Annotated in this window: 14 protein-coding genes and 1 pseudogene; all 15 read right to left on the bottom strand. The window is 68.8% G+C overall.

Features of this window, described 5'->3' with window-relative positions:
* Window positions 1-14 precede the first annotated feature (14 nt).
* On the bottom strand, window positions 15-812 hold the full coding sequence (locus tag IH68_RS0113370; protein ID WP_030933558.1) for an HAD family acid phosphatase: 798 nt from the start codon (window positions 810-812) through the stop codon (window positions 15-17).
* Window positions 813-931: 119 nt separating this feature from the next.
* Window positions 932-2,044, bottom strand: coding sequence for a right-handed parallel beta-helix repeat-containing protein (locus tag IH68_RS0113365; RefSeq protein ID WP_030933554.1), 1,113 nt, complete (start codon window positions 2,042-2,044; stop codon window positions 932-934).
* Window positions 2,045-2,145: 101 nt separating this feature from the next.
* Window positions 2,146-3,327 (bottom strand): dienelactone hydrolase family protein, encoded by a 1,182-nt coding sequence (locus tag IH68_RS0113360; RefSeq protein ID WP_078912434.1) that lies wholly within the window; start codon window positions 3,325-3,327, stop codon window positions 2,146-2,148.
* A 22-nt stretch (window positions 3,328-3,349) separates the two neighbouring features.
* The gene (locus IH68_RS0113355; RefSeq protein WP_030933550.1) at window positions 3,350-4,375 is read right to left on the bottom strand and encodes a pectinesterase family protein; all 1,026 of its coding nucleotides are present in this window, start codon (window positions 4,373-4,375) and stop codon (window positions 3,350-3,352) included.
* Window position 4,376: 1 nt separating this feature from the next.
* Window positions 4,377-5,513, bottom strand: coding sequence for a pectinesterase family protein (locus IH68_RS0113350; protein WP_030933548.1), 1,137 nt, complete (start codon window positions 5,511-5,513; stop codon window positions 4,377-4,379).
* Window positions 5,514-5,583: 70 nt separating this feature from the next.
* On the bottom strand, window positions 5,584-6,897 hold the full coding sequence (locus tag IH68_RS0113345) for a pectate lyase family protein (RefSeq protein WP_030933545.1): 1,314 nt from the start codon (window positions 6,895-6,897) through the stop codon (window positions 5,584-5,586).
* A gap of 17 nt (window positions 6,898-6,914) precedes the next feature.
* Window positions 6,915-7,721, bottom strand: a complete 807-nt coding sequence (locus tag IH68_RS0113340; protein ID WP_030933541.1) for a rhamnogalacturonan acetylesterase — start codon at window positions 7,719-7,721, stop codon at window positions 6,915-6,917.
* Window positions 7,722-7,835: 114 nt separating this feature from the next.
* Window positions 7,836-9,173, bottom strand: a complete 1,338-nt coding sequence (locus IH68_RS0113335) for an ABC transporter substrate-binding protein (RefSeq protein WP_030933539.1) — start codon at window positions 9,171-9,173, stop codon at window positions 7,836-7,838.
* A 68-nt stretch (window positions 9,174-9,241) separates the two neighbouring features.
* Window positions 9,242-10,270, bottom strand: coding sequence for a right-handed parallel beta-helix repeat-containing protein (locus IH68_RS0113330; protein WP_078912433.1), 1,029 nt, complete (start codon window positions 10,268-10,270; stop codon window positions 9,242-9,244).
* A gap of 33 nt (window positions 10,271-10,303) precedes the next feature.
* Window positions 10,304-11,803 carry a glycoside hydrolase 43 family protein gene (locus IH68_RS0113325; RefSeq protein WP_037884798.1) on the bottom strand — a complete coding sequence of 500 codons (1,500 nt, stop codon included), beginning with the start codon at window positions 11,801-11,803 and terminating at the stop codon, window positions 10,304-10,306.
* A 347-nt stretch (window positions 11,804-12,150) separates the two neighbouring features.
* The gene (locus IH68_RS0113320; RefSeq protein ID WP_030933530.1) at window positions 12,151-12,996 is read right to left on the bottom strand and encodes a PmoA family protein; all 846 of its coding nucleotides are present in this window, start codon (window positions 12,994-12,996) and stop codon (window positions 12,151-12,153) included.
* Window positions 12,996-14,141 carry a Gfo/Idh/MocA family protein gene (locus tag IH68_RS0113315; protein ID WP_030933527.1) on the bottom strand — a complete coding sequence of 382 codons (1,146 nt, stop codon included), beginning with the start codon at window positions 14,139-14,141 and terminating at the stop codon, window positions 12,996-12,998. The genes IH68_RS0113320 and IH68_RS0113315 overlap by 1 nt, the downstream gene beginning before the upstream one ends.
* Window positions 14,138-14,719: pseudogene (locus IH68_RS0113310) on the bottom strand (pectate lyase); the annotation flags it as partial. The gene IH68_RS0113315 and the pseudogene IH68_RS0113310, both read right to left, overlap by 4 nt.
* 392 nt (window positions 14,720-15,111) lie before the next feature.
* Window positions 15,112-15,996 carry a carbohydrate ABC transporter permease gene (locus IH68_RS0113305; RefSeq protein ID WP_030933520.1) on the bottom strand — a complete coding sequence of 295 codons (885 nt, stop codon included), beginning with the start codon at window positions 15,994-15,996 and terminating at the stop codon, window positions 15,112-15,114.
* Window positions 15,993-16,928, bottom strand: a complete 936-nt coding sequence (locus IH68_RS0113300) for a carbohydrate ABC transporter permease (protein ID WP_030933517.1) — start codon at window positions 16,926-16,928, stop codon at window positions 15,993-15,995. The genes IH68_RS0113305 and IH68_RS0113300 overlap by 4 nt, the downstream gene beginning before the upstream one ends.
* Window positions 16,929-16,989 lie beyond the last annotated feature (61 nt).

The raw sequence follows: 16,989 nt of genomic DNA, 5'->3' as shown, positions 1-16,989 counted from the left end.
CTGAGCAGGACGGGTCAGGACACGAAGTACGTCGGGTTCGGGATCTTGTACGTGCGGTCGGCGTAGCCGCCGTCCAGGTCCGAGTACTGGTCGCCGAAGTTGGCGACGATCTCGTACCCGAGGTCGTCCTCGATGTGCTTGCGGGTGCCGGACTTGTACTGCACGGTCGTGCAGGTCCAGGCGCCCGGGGTGGCGCAGGCACTCAGGTAGGCCGGAGGGTTGGCCTTGTCCTTGAGGAACATGTGGTCGGCGTCGAGGTTCACATCGGCGCCGATCTTCTTCAGGTTTTCGACGGCGGCGGTGCGCTGCGCCTCGCTCAGACCCGAGTTGTAGAAGACCTCGACGCCCTTCTTCTCCGCGTACTGGACCAGCTCGGCGGTGCCGAACACGCCCGGACGGTCGGCCTTGTTCACGTAGTCGGCCCAGGTGGTCGGGTTGTACGTGTAGTTGTAGCGCTTCTCGTAGTCGAGGCTGAGCAGCAGCGTGTCATCGATGTCGAAGACCACCGCGGGCTTCTCGCCCCGGTGGTGCGCCTTGCGGGCGGCCTGGTTTATGTACCTGCGGGCGGCCGAGTCGATCCGCGCCAGGTCCTTGGCGTACGGGCTGTCCGGGGACGCCTGGTACACGCCGCCCGCATCGGCCGTGGTGCCGTAGTAGGTGTCGATGTCCTTCACCAGGAGCCCGATGTTGTACGGCTCGTGGGTGGAGTTGGCCGTGGACTGGCCGGCCGTGGCCGCGCCGGCGCCGTAGAGGGCGCCGCCGGCGAGGGCACACGCTGCGGCGAGCGCCGCGATACGCAGTGACTTATGCATGACAGGTTTCTACGCGCGTCACCCCGGCGGGCGCGAGACCCGTTGCCTGATCGATATCTCTTCGACGGGCAAAAAACGGGTCAAGCGCTCTGGACGGGACGGTTCCGGATCGGTACCGCTCAGTTCATCGTCGCCCCGATGGTCGTGCTCCCCGTCGTCAGGAACGTCGTCGCGGGCAGGGTGCCGCTGGAGCTGCGGGCGTTGTAGGTGCTGCTCGCGTCCGTCGACTTGAAGGCCGGTGTCGAGATCCCGGAGTCCCAGTTGTTGCCGGACGAGGTGACCGCGGAGCCCTTGGTGACCGACCCGCTGCCGTTGCTCACCGCGAGGTTCTTGCCGAGCTTGGCGGAGCTGGTGGCGAAGTAGTAGCCCCACTTGCCGTTGGCGTAGGCCGTGGTGCGGTTGATGACGATCGAGCCGGTGTTGGAGTTCTCGGTGAAGCCGTTTCCTGCGTTGCCCCAGGCGGCGGAGTTGTTGACGACGTGGGCGACGACCTTGCCGTTGCCGCCCAGCTTGTAGCCGTTGCCGTTGCCCTCGAAGGCGGAGTCGCCCCAGCGGTTGACGCCGTTGCCGAAGGACCAGGAGTGCTCGATGGTGACCGGCGAGGAGAAGGACCAGAGGTCGATGCCGTCGTCGGAGTTGTTGTAGAGACGCGCGCCGGTGACCAGGTTGCCGGTGCCGGAGCCGAACTTGATGGCGACGCCGTCCGCGTTCTGGCCGTGGCCCGCGGCGTCGTAGTTGCCGTAACTGTCCAGGTTCTTGACGGTGTTGTCGACCGTGCCGTCGCCGGTGAGCGTGAAGCCGGAGTCGCCGCCGTTGATGGTCTTGATGTTGTTCCAGTTGGTGCCGGTGCAGGACTGGCAGACGACCGCGCTGTCCGGGGAGTTCTGGAAGGTGATGTTGGAGACGTTCCAGTAGTCCGCGGTCAGTTTGAAGATCCAGGAGCCGGAGGGCAGCGAGGAGCCGTCGATCTTGACCGTCTCCGAGCCGTACGCGGTGAGCGTGACCGGTGAGGAGGAGGTGCCGTTGGCCGTGGACTGCAGGGTGGCCGTGGGGTAGTAGGTGCCGCCGCGGACCTGGATGACGGTGCCGGCGGTGGCGTTCTTGATGGCGTTGGACAGGTCGGTCGAGTTGCTGACGACCACCGTGGCGGCCTGGGCCTGGGTGGGGAGTACGGCGAGACCGGCGCCCAGGGCGAGGGTCGCCAGGGTGGCGAGTGCGGTACGACGAGACATGGAGAGCGGTTCCTTTCTCGTGCGGGTTCTCGTGGGGGTTGTCGTGCGGGTTGTCGTGCGGGTTGTCGTGCGGGTGGAGGGATGGTGCACAGGACGGTGGTTCAGAGGACGGTGTCGAGCCGGCTGAAGACCTCGTCCTGCATGCGGTCGACGAAGACATGGCCCAGGTCGGACCAGGTCCTGAGGTGCAACCGCTCCTCGGCGTGGCGGGAGCGCCAGACGGCGCGCAGCTTCTCGTGAGCCGTGCGGACGCCGTCGGCGGGGAAGAGCGGGTCGAGCCCGCCGTTGAAGAACAGCATCGGCCGGGGTGCGGCGATGCTCGCCACGTCGGGGATGTCGAGATACCGGGCGAGCCCGGGACGCAGCATGTAGTACGAGGACTGCCCGCGCAGCGTGTTGTTGCCGGGCACCATCATTTCCTTCAGGCCGGTCATCCAGCAGACGCAGGCCGCGGCGGCGATGTCGTCGGTCAGCGCGGCCGTCTGCCAGGCGCGGTAGGCGCCCATGGAGAACCCGACGGCCGCGACCCGGCGTGCGTCCACATGGTCGAGACCGGCCAGGAACCCGGCGGCCCGGGCGTCCTCGCGGGCCATGAGTCCGGCGAGGGAGGAGCCGAGGTTGTAGAGGTTGGAGGCGAGGGCCTGCTGCCGGTCGTAGACGACCGGGCCGCGGTCGCCCCAGCCGAGCGCGTCCACGCAGAGGACGACATGGCCGAGGCGGGCCAGTTCGTCGCCGACGAAGCGGCCGCTGAAGTACTTGTCGGCCCAGGCCTGCGCCGAGGCGAGACGGGTGTCGTCGTACCAGGGCCGGACGAGTTTCTCCTTCCCGATGTCGAACCTGGCTCCGTGGTCGTGCAGGAGGAGTACGGCGGGGAAGGGGCCGGTGCCGTGCGGGGTGAGCAGCGCGGCGCGGACGCGGTCGTAGCGCGTGAGGGAGAGCGTGACCAACTCCCGTGTGAAACCGTCACCTTGACTGCTTTCACCGAACTCGGGCGCGTACGGTGTCCCGTCCTGCCGTGCGACGAGGAGGTGCTCCTCGGCTTTGGCGCGGGCGGTGCGGCGCCAGGCGGGGAAGTCGTGGAGGGGGGAAGTCCCCCAGGCGAGGGGGAAGTCGAGCTCGTCCATGAGGGCTTGGTGGAAGTCGGGAAGGTTGCCGTCGACGAGGTCGGCGGCCTCGGCGGTCTGCGGGGCCGCGCCCCGAAGGGGCGCGGTGCTGTATCGATATGCGGCTCCGCCACGGGGCGCGACCAGCCACGACGGGCCCGCAGGCGACCGACGGTCCATGGCGGCACAACCAGCGGAGCGCCTACGCACAGGGCCGCCAGTCGCCGAGGTACGTCTCCCGGGTGTGCAACCGCGCCTCATCCACGGTGAATTGAGGACGGTTCTCCGGAACCGTGACCACTGCTCCTGGGCCCGTGTTGCGGTACTCCCCGAACCGCATGGTCTGCCAGGGATAGGCGTCCCGCATGTTGACGTAGGGCGCGGCCGGGTCGATGCCGGACCCGATCCGGGTGTCCCGGACGACGAGGGACGGCCAGGCAGTCGTCTCGTACGACGGCACCCAGGGCCGCGCCAGCTTGTACGCCCCGTCCTCGGCGCCGGAGGTGATGCGGGAGCGGACGGCGAGGATCCCGTGCGGGTTGGCGCGGGCGGTGGAGGGGGCGAAGACCATGCCCTTGGGCGTGAAGGTCACGTCCCGCTGCAGCGTGTGGAAGTGGCACTCCTCGAACACGGCGGTCGCCCGCCCGAAGACGAAGTCGACGTCGCCCTCGATGTAGCAGTGGCGGAAGTACTGCCGGTCGAAGGTGTCGAGTGCGGTCGTGTCGACGAAGAGGGTGTCCTGGTGGGCCAGGAGCCGGACGTTCTCGAAGCTCGACCGGTCACCCGTCACGTACGCGGCAACGGCCTGGGTGCCGGTGATGTCCGGGTGGTCGGCGCGCAGCCAGTCGTTGGCGAGGGTCAGGTCGCGGACGGTCAGCCCGGGGGCCGCGGAGGTGAAGGTGGCGGAGCCCGGTGTCCCGTACGTCGTTCCGTCGGGCTTCTTCGTGCCGTTCGCGTGGTCGAAGACGATGACGGTGTCGCGGGGGTCGCAGGTGGCGCCGCGGATCGTCAACTCACCTTTGCCGACAGGGAGGTTGACGACCTCGCTGTACGTCCCCGGGTGCACGACGATCGTGCGGCCGGGCCCGTCCACCGCGTCCACGGCCGCCTGGACGGAGTCGCCGGGGCGGACGTGCAGGACAGGACGGCGGGCGCTCGCGAAGGCGGGACCGGCTCCGGCGGCGACCAGGCCTGCGGTGATGCCCGCCAGAAGAGTGCGTCGGCGCATGTCAGCACTCCTCCTTCCACGGCTTCCAGTCACCGAGGTAGGACTCGCGGGTCGCCGAGTCCGCCTGGGCGTCGGTGAGTTGGGGCCGGTTCTCGGGGACCGTGATCTCCGCGCCGGGTCCGCTGTTGCGGTACTCGGCGAACCGCTGGTTCTGCCACCGATAGGTCTCCGACATGTTGGTGTAGGGCGCGACCGCGTCGATGCCGGGGCCGAGGCGGGTGTCCCGGACGGTGAGCATCGGGCGGGCGGTGGTGTCGGAGCCGGGCACCCAGGGCCGGGCCAGCTTGTAGTAGGCGTCCGGGGCTTCGCTGCTCACGCGGCTGTGTGTCACCAGGTAGCCGCGGGGGTTGGCGACCGCCGTGGAGGGCGCGAAGACGAAGCCGTACGGGGCGGCTGCCAGGTCGGTGCGGTTCAGCGTCCGGAAGTGGCAGTCCTCGTACACCGCGGTCGCCCGGCCGAAGACGAAGTCGACGTCGCCTTCGACATGGCAGTGCGCGAAGTACTGCCGGGCGAAGGTGCCGAGCGCCATCGAGTCGGCGTACAGGGTGTCCTGGTGGCCGAGGAAGCGGCAGTGGGTGAACGCACTCCTGTCCCCCTGCACCTTGATGGCCACCGCCTGCGTGCCCGCGATGTCGGGGTGGTCGGCGCGCAGCCAGTCGTTGGCGAAGGTGATCCAGCGGGCGATGAAACCGTCGGCCTGCACGGTCGTGGTGGCGGAACCCGTGGTGCCGTGGGTGCCGCCGCCGGGCTTGGGAGTGCCGGCCGCGTTGTCGTACACGATCACGACGTCACGGGGGTCCTCCGAGGCGCCGATCCAGGTCGCCTCCGTGCGGGTGACGTCCACGGCGACCGTCTCCCGGTAGACGCCGGGGGCGAGCACCAGCGTCCGGCCGGTGCCGCTCGCGGCGGTCACGGCGGCCTGGACACTCGCGAAGTCGCCGCGGCCCTGCTGGTCGACGTAGAGGGTGCCGGGCGTGAGGCGGCGGTCCGGGGAACCGTACCGGCCGAACGGGCGCGCCCCCGAGTCGGCCCGCGCGGGCGTCGACACGAGGCCGAGCACGGCGGCGGCCCCGGCGCTCGCGACGAGGAAACCCCTTCTGGACAAAGGGAGTTGAGTTGAGAGTGAAGGCGAGGGCATGCGGGTGCTCCTTCGCAGTGCGGCTCATGAGAGAAGCGGCCGGGGCGTCGGGCGCCCCGGCCGGGGGGCGTCAGCGCAGGTTGCCTGCGCCCGCGCAGTGGTCGACGATCCCGGGGATCGCCTTGGCCGGATCGACCTTCGTACGCAGCGTCGGCGTCCAGCCGGCGCCCGAGCGGAGGATCTCGGTGGGCACCTCGGCGTTGTGGACGGCGATCAGATCGACCGGCTCACCGTTGACGTAGTTGTCGTCGGCGGTGAGCGGCGAGTCCTTCCACTTCTTGAGGATCTTCCCGGCACCGACCCCGTCCGGCAGCGTGAACGCGTTGTGCTCGGCGACGAGCTGGGACTCCATGCCGATGCCGTAGCTGTAGGAGTAGCCGTCCTCGGCCACGAAGTGGTTGTTGTACGAGTCGACCTGCCCGAAGCGGATGCGCGGGGCGCGCTCCACCAGGTTCGAGAACAGGTTGTGGTGGAAGGTGACCTTGAGATGGCCGCGGTCGACGGCGGCCGTCGAGGCGCTGTCGCTGTTGCCGATCAGGATCGTCTTGTCGTGGTCCTCGAAGACGTTCCAGGAGGCCGTGACGTAGTCGGCGCCCTTGACGATGTCGAGCTCGCCGTCGTGCTGCTCGTAGATCCGGCCGTAGTAGTACGGCAGTGTGCTGTCCGGGTGGTCGCCGTCGGTGAACGTGTTGTGGTCCATCCACACATGCGTGGATCCGTAGATCACCGCGCTGTCGTACTCGGAGTTCCAGTTGCCGTCGGCGGTGTCGGTCGGGTCCCACTGCGGGAAGCAGTCGAGAGGGCTCTCGAAGGTCAGGTTCCTGACGACGACATTGTCGACGGCCTTGATCTGCAGGCTGGCACCCTTGAACCCGGCGTCCTTGCCGACGCCGATGATGGTGGTGTTGGCGGGTACGGCGGCCTTGATGTAGGCGTCCTGGTTGGCCTGGGAGGCGCGGCGCAGGCCCTCGGGGCTGTCGTCGGGCTCGCCGTCCAGGTTCTTGTCGTGGCCCCAGACCGCGGGGTCGTACGTCTTCAGATAGGTGGCGAAGTCGTACCCCGGTGCCTCGAAGGAGGCGCAGCTCGGCCCGTCGGCGTCGATCGTCCCCCTCACTCTGATGATCTTCGGCGCGCTGCCGCCGTCGGCCAGGGCGGCCTTGAATCCGGCCCAGTCGGTGACGGTGTGGACATGCGCGGCGTCGGCGGCCGCGCCGCCGGTGGTGCCGGTGCCGTAGGAGCCCCAGCCGTCGTTCGCGCCGAGCGTCTGCCGGCCGAGGTCCCGGGCCTGGGCGTGGGCGGAGGCGGTTCCCGTGACGCCGAGCACCAGGGCGGTGCACCCCACGATCGACGCTATGACGCGTCCATGACATTTCTGTGTACGCACTGTGCGGCTCTCCTTGGTTACGCGACCGAGGCGCTGCTCGCCTCGGGCCAGGTGATCCAGGACGTCGGAATCTCGTCGTTCAGCCGGATGACGTCCCGCAGCGCGAGCACTCGCGTGCGCAGCAACTCCCGCGCCACGAGCCGCGCCACGGCGATCGCGCCCGGCGGATTGAAGTGCGTGTTGTCCTGCTCGGTGGCGGTCCAGTTGAAGTAGACCTTCGTCTCCTCGACCCCGAGCCGCTGCCACAGCGCGAGCGACAGCGCCTCGACGTCGAGCAACGCCACCCGCTCCTGCCCGGCGAGCGCGCGCATCGCCGCCGGGTACTCGCCGTGGGTCGGCACGGCGTTCCCGTTCGCGTCGAACCTGCGGCGCTCGACGGGGGTCGCGAGCACGGGCCGGGCACCGTGCGACCGTGCGCCCTCGATGTACTGACGCAGATATTCCTGGTACGTCGTCCAGGGCTCGGTGTAGCGGGTGGGGTCGTCGCTCTTCTCGTCGTTGTGCGCGAACTGGATGAGCAGGAGGTCACCGGGCTTGATCAGCCCGAGGATCACATCGAGCCGGCCTTCGTCGATGAAGCTCTTCGAACTGCGCCCGTTCACGGCGTGATTGGCGACGATCACGTCTTTACGGAGGAAGAACGGAAGGGCCATACCCCACCCGGTCTCGGGAGCCGCGTCGGCGTATTTCTGCGCGGCGGTGGAATCACCGGCGATGTAGAGGGTGCGATGGCGCTGCGCGGCCTGCGCGGTGCCGATGCCCGACAGGGCGAGAGGAACGGCGGCAACAGCCGCCAGGCTGACCTGTCTGCGGGTAAGGAACACAACGGTGCCTTTCAAACAAGGATGAGGGGAAGCGCCCCCTTAGGGGCGCGGGGAACTGCGCGACCAGCCACGACCAACCGGCAGTCCCCCCACAAACCGAAACCACCCGAGCTCTCAGTGGTTCTTCTTCCAGTCCGCCTGCGCCTTGTTCAACTGATCGGCAAGCGAGTCCAGGAAATCCTTCGCACTCATCTTCCCGAGCAGCACCTTCTGGAAGTTCGGCTCGTTGTCCGCCTTGGAAATCGTGTTCCAGTCCGGCAGGTAGTACGGCAACTGCACGATCTTGGTGTCGGCCCCGTTCAGCGCGGCAGCGGCCAGCTTCGTGGGCTCGGCCTTCTGGATCCACGCGTCCTGCGCCGCTTCCGTGTTCGCCGGAATCTGCCCCGCGGACTCGTTGAACTTGGAGTTCTCCTCGTGCGAGACGGCGAACTCGACGAACTTCCAGGCAGCCGATTTGTTCTTGCTGGACTTGAAGACACTCAGCCCGTCGACCGGGTTGGAGATCTGCACCCGGGCGCCGTTGTCCTGCGTCGGGTTGGGCAGCCCCCGGAACTTGTCCGCGCCCAGCGCCTTCAGATGGTCCTGATACGAACCCAGGTTGTGGCTCAGCATGCCGATCGTGCCGCTGTCCCACTGGGCGACCATCTTGGTGAAGTCGTTGTTGACGTCGGCGGACGGGGTGTCCTTCTTGTAGAGCGCGACGTACTTCTCCAGCGCGGCAACGTTCTTCGGGTCGTTGACCGTCGTCCTGTCACCGTTCCAGAACGAGGTGATCCCGCTCTGGCTGTACGAGGCGTCGAGCGCCGGCGCAATGGAGCCCTCGCCACCCCGAATGGTGAAACCGAACTCGTTCTTGCTCTTGTCGGTGAGCTTGTCGGCGGCCGTGTAGAACTTCGACCACGTCGTCGGCGCGTCCAGACCCGCCTTCTTGAACAGGTCGGTCCGGTACCACAGCGTGCCGTTGTTGGACGAGGTCGGTATCTGGTACAGCTTGTCGCCGCCGCCCGCGGCCTTGCTGCCTTCGAGCAGGTTCTGGCTCAGCTTGCCGTTCAGGGAGCTCTTCGCCAGACGGCTGTCCAGCGGCTCCAGCGCGCCCTGGACGGCGACCTCGGCGAGCATCGCGGTGCCGACGCCGCCGACGTCCGGCAGGCCGCCGCCCTGGATCGCGGTGTCGTACTTGGACTGGGCGCTCGCGGCCGGGATGCCGACGTAGTTGACCTTGATGTCCGGGTTCTTCTTCTCGAAGTCGGCGATGACCTGCTTCCAGATGTCGGTCCGGACACCGCCGTTGTTGTCCCAGAAGGTGATCTCGCCCTTGCCGGAGCCCTCGTTGCCCTTGTCCCCCGCGCTGCCGCTGCCGTCGTCGCCGCAGGCGGTGGCGGTCAGTGCGAGCACGGAGCCCAGGGCGACGGCGACGGCCGCGCGCCTGCTTCTGCGGATGCTGCTCTTCATTGGTCGGCTCTCTTCCTCTGGATCCAACGGAGATGTGAAGTTGTGGGGGGTCTGCTGCGGGAAACTGCTCAACGGCGGGCGTGCGGCGCCCAGTTGTCGTCGCCCTTGAGGTAGTCGGCGACGGTGTGTGTCCTCGCGTCGGCGTCGCTCATCTGCGGCCGGTCGGCCGTCACACCCGCCCCGGGCCCGAAGTTGCGGTACTCGGCGAACCGGGCGTCCTTCCACGAGAACCCGCTCATGTCGGTCCACGGCGCGGACTTGACCGCGGCCGGCAGCTCGGTGTCCCGGATCAGCACCTCGGCGACGGCCTCCGGTTCACCACCCGGATGCCACGGCCGCCCGAGATGGAAGGACTGCTCGGGTGCGTCGCTCACCACCTTCGACCGGGTGATCCAGTTGTGGTCGATGGTGACCTGGGTCTTGACGTTCGTCGTCCAGCCGATCCCGAACGCCTTGTTGTGGTTGCTGAACTGGCTGTAGGAGACGGTGATGTACTGGCTGTCCTTGCCCAGGTCGATCAGTCCGTCGCCCATGTGCGTGAGGCGGTTGTGGTCGATCCAGACATGGTCGACGGTGTCCATCTGGATGGCGTCGAAGTCCTGCGTCCTGCCGTCCCAGTCGCCCTCGACGTAGGAGTCCCGGATCGTCAGGTTGCGGATGATCACGTTGTGCGTGCCGGGGTCGAGGTGCAGTTCCCCGTGGACGATCTCGCCCGTGTCGCCGATGCCGATGACGGTCTTGTTCGAGCCGACGACGATGTTCGACCCGAAGGGTTCGACGGCGATCGATCCCGAGACCCGGATGATGTACGGCTCCTCGGCCGCCGCATACTTGGCCAGCGAGGCCTGGTCGGTGACCGTCACGACCTTGCCGCCCGCGCCGCCGGTGGTGCCCCCGGCGAGGGAGGCGAAGCCGTGCGGCCGGTCGCTGAAGCGGTCGGCGTCGGGCGAGACCGTAGCCGGAGCGCCAGCCGGGGTGACGGCCCTGGCCTGCCCGATCGTCCCGAGGCTCAACGCGGCCGCCAAACCGATCACGGCGGCCAGGACCTTGCCGGCCCCCGATCTTGGCAAGCGCTTGCTATGGAGGTGCTGCGTCATTGCGGCTCCCAACAGGCTTACGGGTGCGGTGGGTTACTCGGGCGCGACGGGTGACAAGGGGTCGATCCTGAAGTGCGTGAACGTTGCCGCCCCGGCGTGACCCGAGCCGACGGGCGCGAGCGCGAACAGGCCGAGCAGGGCGCCGACCCAGCGCCAGGGGGTGGCGGCGAAGACGGGACCGGACGGGCGCGGGCCGTCCCCGATGTCGTAGCTGAAGCGGCAGCGCGCCCCGGCGCCGATCTCGATCCGCAACCGCACCCGCCCCTCGGGGGCGATCCGCGGATGGTCGGCGTCCCGCTCGTGCTCGGCGACCCCCTCGGCGAACCGGTGCACGAGATGGACCGTCCCGTCGGCGCTCCGCTGGAGCCCGATCCAGCTGAACGCGTCCCCGAGGACAGCGAGGCCGGCCCGCGCCCCCGGTTCCTCGCTGTGCAGGTTCAGCTCCACCTCGGCCACCGACGGCGTACCGGGCAACCGCTGGGTGAGGACGTTCGGGAGTTTGCGCAGGTCGTGTGCGTCGGCCGAGCGGACGCAGGTCAGCCGGAGCCCGTCGCCGGAGTGCTGGGTGGCCCAGCCGTCCTGAGGGTTGGCGGTCCAGGACCACTGGCGGCCGAAGCGTCCGCCGGGGAAGTCGTCGTCGGTGGCAGGCGCCGCGGGCGGCTGCGGCGGGAGATCGGGCTTCTTGTGTACGGCGACGGGTGCGCCGTCGTCCCCGAGCACCGGCCAGCCGTCCATGCCCCAGCGCATCGGCTGGAGGTGCACGACCCTGCCGTAGGCGCCCTTCTGCTGAAAGTGCAGGAACCAGTCCTCACCGGACGGGGTGCGCACCCAGCCGCCCTGGTGCGGGCCGTTGACCTGGGTGTCCTTCTGCTCCAGGACGATCTTCTCCTCGTACGGCCCGAAGAAGCCGCGCGAGCGGAAGGCGCCCTGCCAGCCGGTCTCCACTCCCCCGGCGGGGGCGAGGATCCAGAACCAGCCGTCGTGCCGGTAGAGCTTGGGGCCTTCGAGGGTGAACCAGCCGGGGATGCGGTCGCCGTCGACGATCAGCTTGCCCTCGTCGAGGAGTTCGGTGCCGTGGGGGTGCATACGGTGGCCGGTGAGGCGGTTCTTGACGCCGGAGCGGGACTTGGCCCAGGCGTGGACGAGATGGGCCTCACCGGTCTCCTCGTCCCACAGGGGGCAGGGGTCGATGAGCCCCTTGCCGGCCTTCACCAGGTACGGGCGGGTCCACGGGCCGCGTATCTGTGGCGCGTTGATCTGGAAGATGCCCTGGTCGGGGTCGCCCCAGAAGATCCAGAAGCGGTCGTCGTGATGGCGCAGCGAAGGCGCCCAGACGCCGCAGTCGTGGCGCGGGGTCCTGAACTCGGCGGCAGGTTCGAGGCGTTCCAGCGCGTGGCCGACCAGCGTCCAGTCGACCAGGTCGCGGGAGTGCAGGAGGGGCAGGCCGGGGACGCGGCCGAAGCTGGAGGCGGTGAGGTAGAAGTCGTCGCCTACGCGGACGACGTCCGGGTCGGACCAGTCGGCGTTGAGGATCGGGTTGGTGTAGACCGTCGGGTCGGTGCGGACGACCGGGTTGGTGTAGACGGTCGGGTCGGTGTCGACGACCGGGCCGGTGCGGACAACCGGATGGGAATCGACGGCCGGGTCGGTGCGGACAACCGGGCCGGTGTCGACGACCGGATTCGAGTCGACGACCGGGTCGGTGCGGACGACCAGGCCCGTGTCGGCAACCGGATGGGAGTCGACGACCGGATCGGTGTCGACGGCCGGATTCGAGTCGACGACCGGGCCGATGTCGACGACGGGGCAGGTGTCGACGACCGAGCCGGTGTCGACAACCGGATGGGAGTCGACGGCCGGATTCGTGTTGGCGTCGTTCGTCACTGGCTCACCGCCTTCCGGACCAGTGCCGCAGCCTCGTTCCGGCTGAGGCGGCCGTCGGCGACGACGGTGACGATGCGCCGCACGACGGTCTCGCCGGGCGGGATCGGGAGCCGTTCGGTGTGCGCCAGGGACGAGCCCACGCCGGGGTACTCGGCAGTGCGCACGAACCACGGGTCGCAGCGGGTGGCGGCCGTGGCACCGGCGAAGACCAGGGTCCAGGTGCTGCCCGCGAGGGCGAGCCAGTCGGCGCGGGCTCCGTGCACCTGCGGTTCGCCCTCGCGGCCGGCGGTGAAGACGTGCGCGGTGTCGTGCTCCTTGCGGGCGCGCCAGAAGAAGCCGCCGTAGGCCGCGCCGGGGCGTCCGTTGGTGGCCGGACTGCCGATCGACAAGGGCCTGTCGGTGACGTTCGTGAGCGAGAACGTGAAGTCCAACGCCCAGGCGGAGCCCGTGAGTTCGGTGGCGGCGACCGTACGGCGCTCGCGCAGCAGTTCGCCGCCGGATGCCACCCAGCGCAGTTCCTCCACGAAGCCGTCGGGGTCGCGCAGCTGGAAGGAGGTGTGGCGCTGGGCGCCGTGGTTGTCCAGCTCGGTCGGCCCCTGGCCTGGGACGTAGGTCCGCCCGCCCCAGAAGTTGTGCCCCTCGACGTCGGGAACCGCGACACCGACGCCGAGGTGGTGGATGTGGTCGGCGGGGCTCAGCTCCGTGACCGCCGTGCCGGCCAGGGTGGTGACGGGGTGCAGATAGGGGCGCGGGGAGAGCCGGGCCGGCAGTTCGGGCCGGGTGACGTAGCGGCCGACCGGGCGGCCCGCGACGCGCAGGACGGGCGAGTCGGTGGTCGTCATCAGGTGCTCACCTCTTTCGGTGGGGCCCAGGTGGCGCCGAGCTCGGAGTAGAGGGAGAGGGTGTCGGCGGCGGCCGCGACGAGTCCGTCGATGCCGTCCACGACCCTGCGGCCCTCGTCGGGGACCAGATGCCAGGCGCCGGCCGGCAGCGGGGTCGGGTCGGGGGCCTGCCGAATCGCTTCAACGACCTTCATGAAGGCGCCCGTTGCGTCCGGGGTGACCAGGAGGTCGGCGCCGTCGGTGAGGTGGTCGACCAGGTTCTCCAGCAGGTCGGTGCGGCCGTACTCGTACTCCTCGGGGCCGTGGTCGGCGCGCTGGAGCAGGACGCGGTCCTGCTTGTACCAGAAGGTGATCCGGCCGCGGGTGCCGTGCACGACGACGTACGGCTCGTCGTCCCGCTCGGCGCACAGGGTCGCGGCGACGGTGACCTTTCGGCCCTGTGCGGTGGTGACACGGACGCAGGAGGTGTCGTCGGACTCGATGTCGTTGGCGCGCAGCAGCTCGAGCTCGATGCCGGTGACGTCCTCGGCGAGTGTGGTGCCGTTGACGGCGAGCGCGGTGGCCACGGCGTGCGCCAGGGGGTTGGTGAGCACGCCGTCGATCACGTCGACGCCGTTCAGGCGCCGTTTGCCCGCCCAGGGAGCCCGCCGGTAGTAGGACTCGGCCCGCACCCAGGCACCGGCCCCGCCGACCCCGACGACCTCGCCGACGGCGCCCTCGGCGACCATCGCGAGGATCGCCGGGACGGCGTGCGAGCCCAGCGACTGGAAGCCGATCTGGCAGACCACGCCCGCCTCGGCGACCCCGTCGGCCATCCGCCGGAACTCGGCGTACGACGGCGCGGGCGGCTTCTCCAACAGCAGGTGCACGCCCTTGCCGGCGGCCGTGAGCGCGAGGTCGGTGTGGGTGGGGATCGGTGTGCAGACGACGGCGATCCGGGCGCGGGTGGAGTCCAGGAGCGCGCCGAAGTCCGCGGACTGCTCGGGCGTGCCGAGGCCGTCCGGGATCTCGTCCCCGGTCAGCGGGGTCAGCTCGCAGATGCCTGCCAGCCGTACGATCCCCTTGTCCTGGAGGCGGCGGATGTTGTCCAGGTGCCAGCGGCCGTGGCCGCGCGCGCCCGCCAGGACGATGTCTACGGTGCTCATGGGATCCTCCCCGCGCCCGCGCCGCGCGCCACCTCTCGGTCGGCCGCCTCGGCGCTGTCGAACTTTGTGTGCAGGGTAGGCGTCCAGCCGACGTCGGCCGTGAGGTCGCGCTCGCTGCCGGAGTTGTAGGCGTTGTAGATCGCCAGGAGGTCCACCGGGTAGCCGTTGAAGAGGGTGCCGGTCTGGTGCAGGGCGGTGCCGTTCCAGCTCTTCACGAGGTCGGCGACCTCGACATGGCTCGGGGTGTGGAAGGCGTTGTTCTCGGCGTGGATGCCGGACTCGGTGGAGACGCCGAGGGAGTAGCGGTATTCGCTCCCCTCGGGGACGACGTACCGGTTGTCGTAGACGTGCACCTGCCCGAAGCGGACTCGGGGCGCACGCTGGACGATCGACTCGAACTGGTTGTGGTGCAGGGTCACGCGCAGTTTGCCGCGGTCCCCGGTCGCCGAGTCGCTGTTGCCGATCAGCATCGCCTTGTCGTGGTCGGCGAACCGGCTCCAGGAGACGGTGACCAGGTCGGAGCCGCCTGTGATGTCCAGCAGGCCGTCGTGGCGCAGGCAGTTGCGGGCGAAGTAGGTGACCGGCAGAGTGACGCGCTCGGCCTGCCCGGAGGAAGCCCCGCGGGCCTCCTCCGGTTTGCCGTGGGACTCTGCCGAGTCCCGAGTACGCGGGCCAGTCGCAGCCAGGTACTTCTTGAGCCTTTGGTGTCCTCCGCGGCTCTGGAGCCGTGGATTCTGGTCCGTGCCGCTACGTGGCACCACCGCGGGTTCCTGCTTCGCAGGCCCTCGCCACCCACCGAAGTGAGCGGTCTTACGTGGGCCTCCACAGGCGTTACTTCCCGCCCACCCGGCAGTAGGACCGGCAAACAGGTTGTCGGACGATGCCACGTTTGCGACGACGGTTCGGCTACCGCTGGCCCAGTCCCCAAATCCACCCTGAAGTGCGATGTGCGGTGCGACGAGTTGACGCATTACCCCTTCACCGCCCCCGCACTGAACCCAGTGATCAGCCACTTCTGGATGAAGGCGAACACGATCACGACGGGGACGGCCGCGATGATGCCGCCCGCGGCGAGCGCGCCGAGGTCGACACTGTCCGCGCTCATCAGCGTGTTGAGACCGACAGGGATGGTCTGCTTGCTCTGGTCGCTCAGGAACATCAGGGCGAACAGGAAGTGGTTCCAGGCGTGCACGAAGGCGAAGGAGCCGACGGCGATCAACCCGGGCCGCAGCAGCGGGAGTACGACAATACGGAAGGCGGTGAACCGGTCGCAGCCGTCGACCCAGGCGGCCTCTTCGAGCGAGTACGGCACGTTCCGGATGAACCCGCTGATCAGGATCATCGACAGCGGCAGCTGGAAGACGGTCTCGGCGATGATGACACTGACGAGGGAGTTGATCATCCGCAGGTTGGCGAAGATCTCGAACAGCGGCACCAGGAGCAGCGCGCCCGGCACGAACTGCGTGCAGAGCAGGGCCAGCATGAAGGCCTTCTTGATCCGGAAGTTGAACCGGGCGAGGGCGTAGCCGCCGGCCAGCGCGACCAAGGTCGTCATCACCAGGGTGGCGATGCCGACGAGCACGCTGTTCTGGAAGTAGGTGCCGAAGGCCCGCTCGTTCCAGACCTTCTCGAAGTGTTCGAAGGTCATCGGCCAGGGCACGAGCGAGGTCGAGCCGGGCCGGCGCAGAGCGAAGAGGAGGATCCAGTAGAAGGGGATCAGGGTGAAGAGGAGGTAGATCGACAGGGGGACGTAGATCTGCCGGCGGGGGACCTCGTCCCAGGCGCGGCGCTTCCTCCTCGGCCGGGCGGGCTCGGCGGCCACGCGCTCCGGCGCGGGTGCGATCTCGGTGATCACTTCTCCTCACCTCCGAACTTGCTCAGGCGCAGATAGACGATCGAGCAGAAGAGCAGAATCACGAAGGCCACCGTGGTCAGGGCCGATGCGTAGCCGAAGTTGTGGGCGTCCACGCTGGTGTTGGCGATGTAGAGGGGCAGGGTGGTGGTCTCTCCCGCCGGTCCGCCACCGGTGAGGGTGTAGAGCAGGTCGACGTTGTTGAACTCCCACACCGCGCGCAGCAGCGTCGACAGCACGATCGCGTCCTTCAGATGCGGCAGCGTGATGTGCCAGAACTGTTTGACACGGCTGGCGCCGTCGACCTCGGCGGCCTCGTAAAGGTCCTTCGAGACGGACTGCAGGTCGGCGAGGATGAGGATCGCGAAGAAGGGGACACCGCGCCAGAGATCGGCAACCACCGCTGCCGGGAAGACAGTTGAGGTGTCCGAGAGCCAGCTGGTGCCGTACGAGCCGATGCCCATGTCGGCGAGGTAACGGGTGACGCCCGTCTGGGAGTTGTAGAGCAGCACCCAGATCGCGGAGGTCAGCACACCGGACACGGCCCACGGGGAGAAGACGAGCGCACGGCCAACCGCCCGCCCCACGAAGGTCTGGTTGACGATGAGGGCGAGTGCGAGACCGAACAGCAGCTGCAGGCCCACCTCGACGACGACCCACTTGGCGCTGAAGGTCAGCGTGTCCCAGAACTGGGTGTCCTTGGTGAAGATCTGGACGAAGTTGTCGAAGCCCGCGTAGCCGTTCCGCCATGGCTTGGTGGGGTTGAAGTTCTGCAGGCTGTAGTAGAAGACGCTGATCACCGGGTAGGCGATGAAGCCCAGCATGAGCAGGGCCGCCGGGGCGATCAGCAGATACGGCAGCCTGCGCGGGGTGGCGGAGGCACGGCGCCGCCGGGGTGGCGCGGGCGGTTTCGCCACGGCTGCGGCTTGGGCCATGAGCGGGTCTCCGTTTCTCGGTGCGGCCTTGCTCCTGCGTGCAGGAAGCGCTTTCTCGTTG

Origin of the sequence: Streptomyces sp. NRRL S-646 (assembly GCF_000720765.1) — a bacterium.
GTDB lineage: Bacteria > Actinomycetota > Actinomycetes > Streptomycetales > Streptomycetaceae > Streptomyces.
This window is presented reverse-complemented; position numbering and strand designations above follow the sequence as displayed.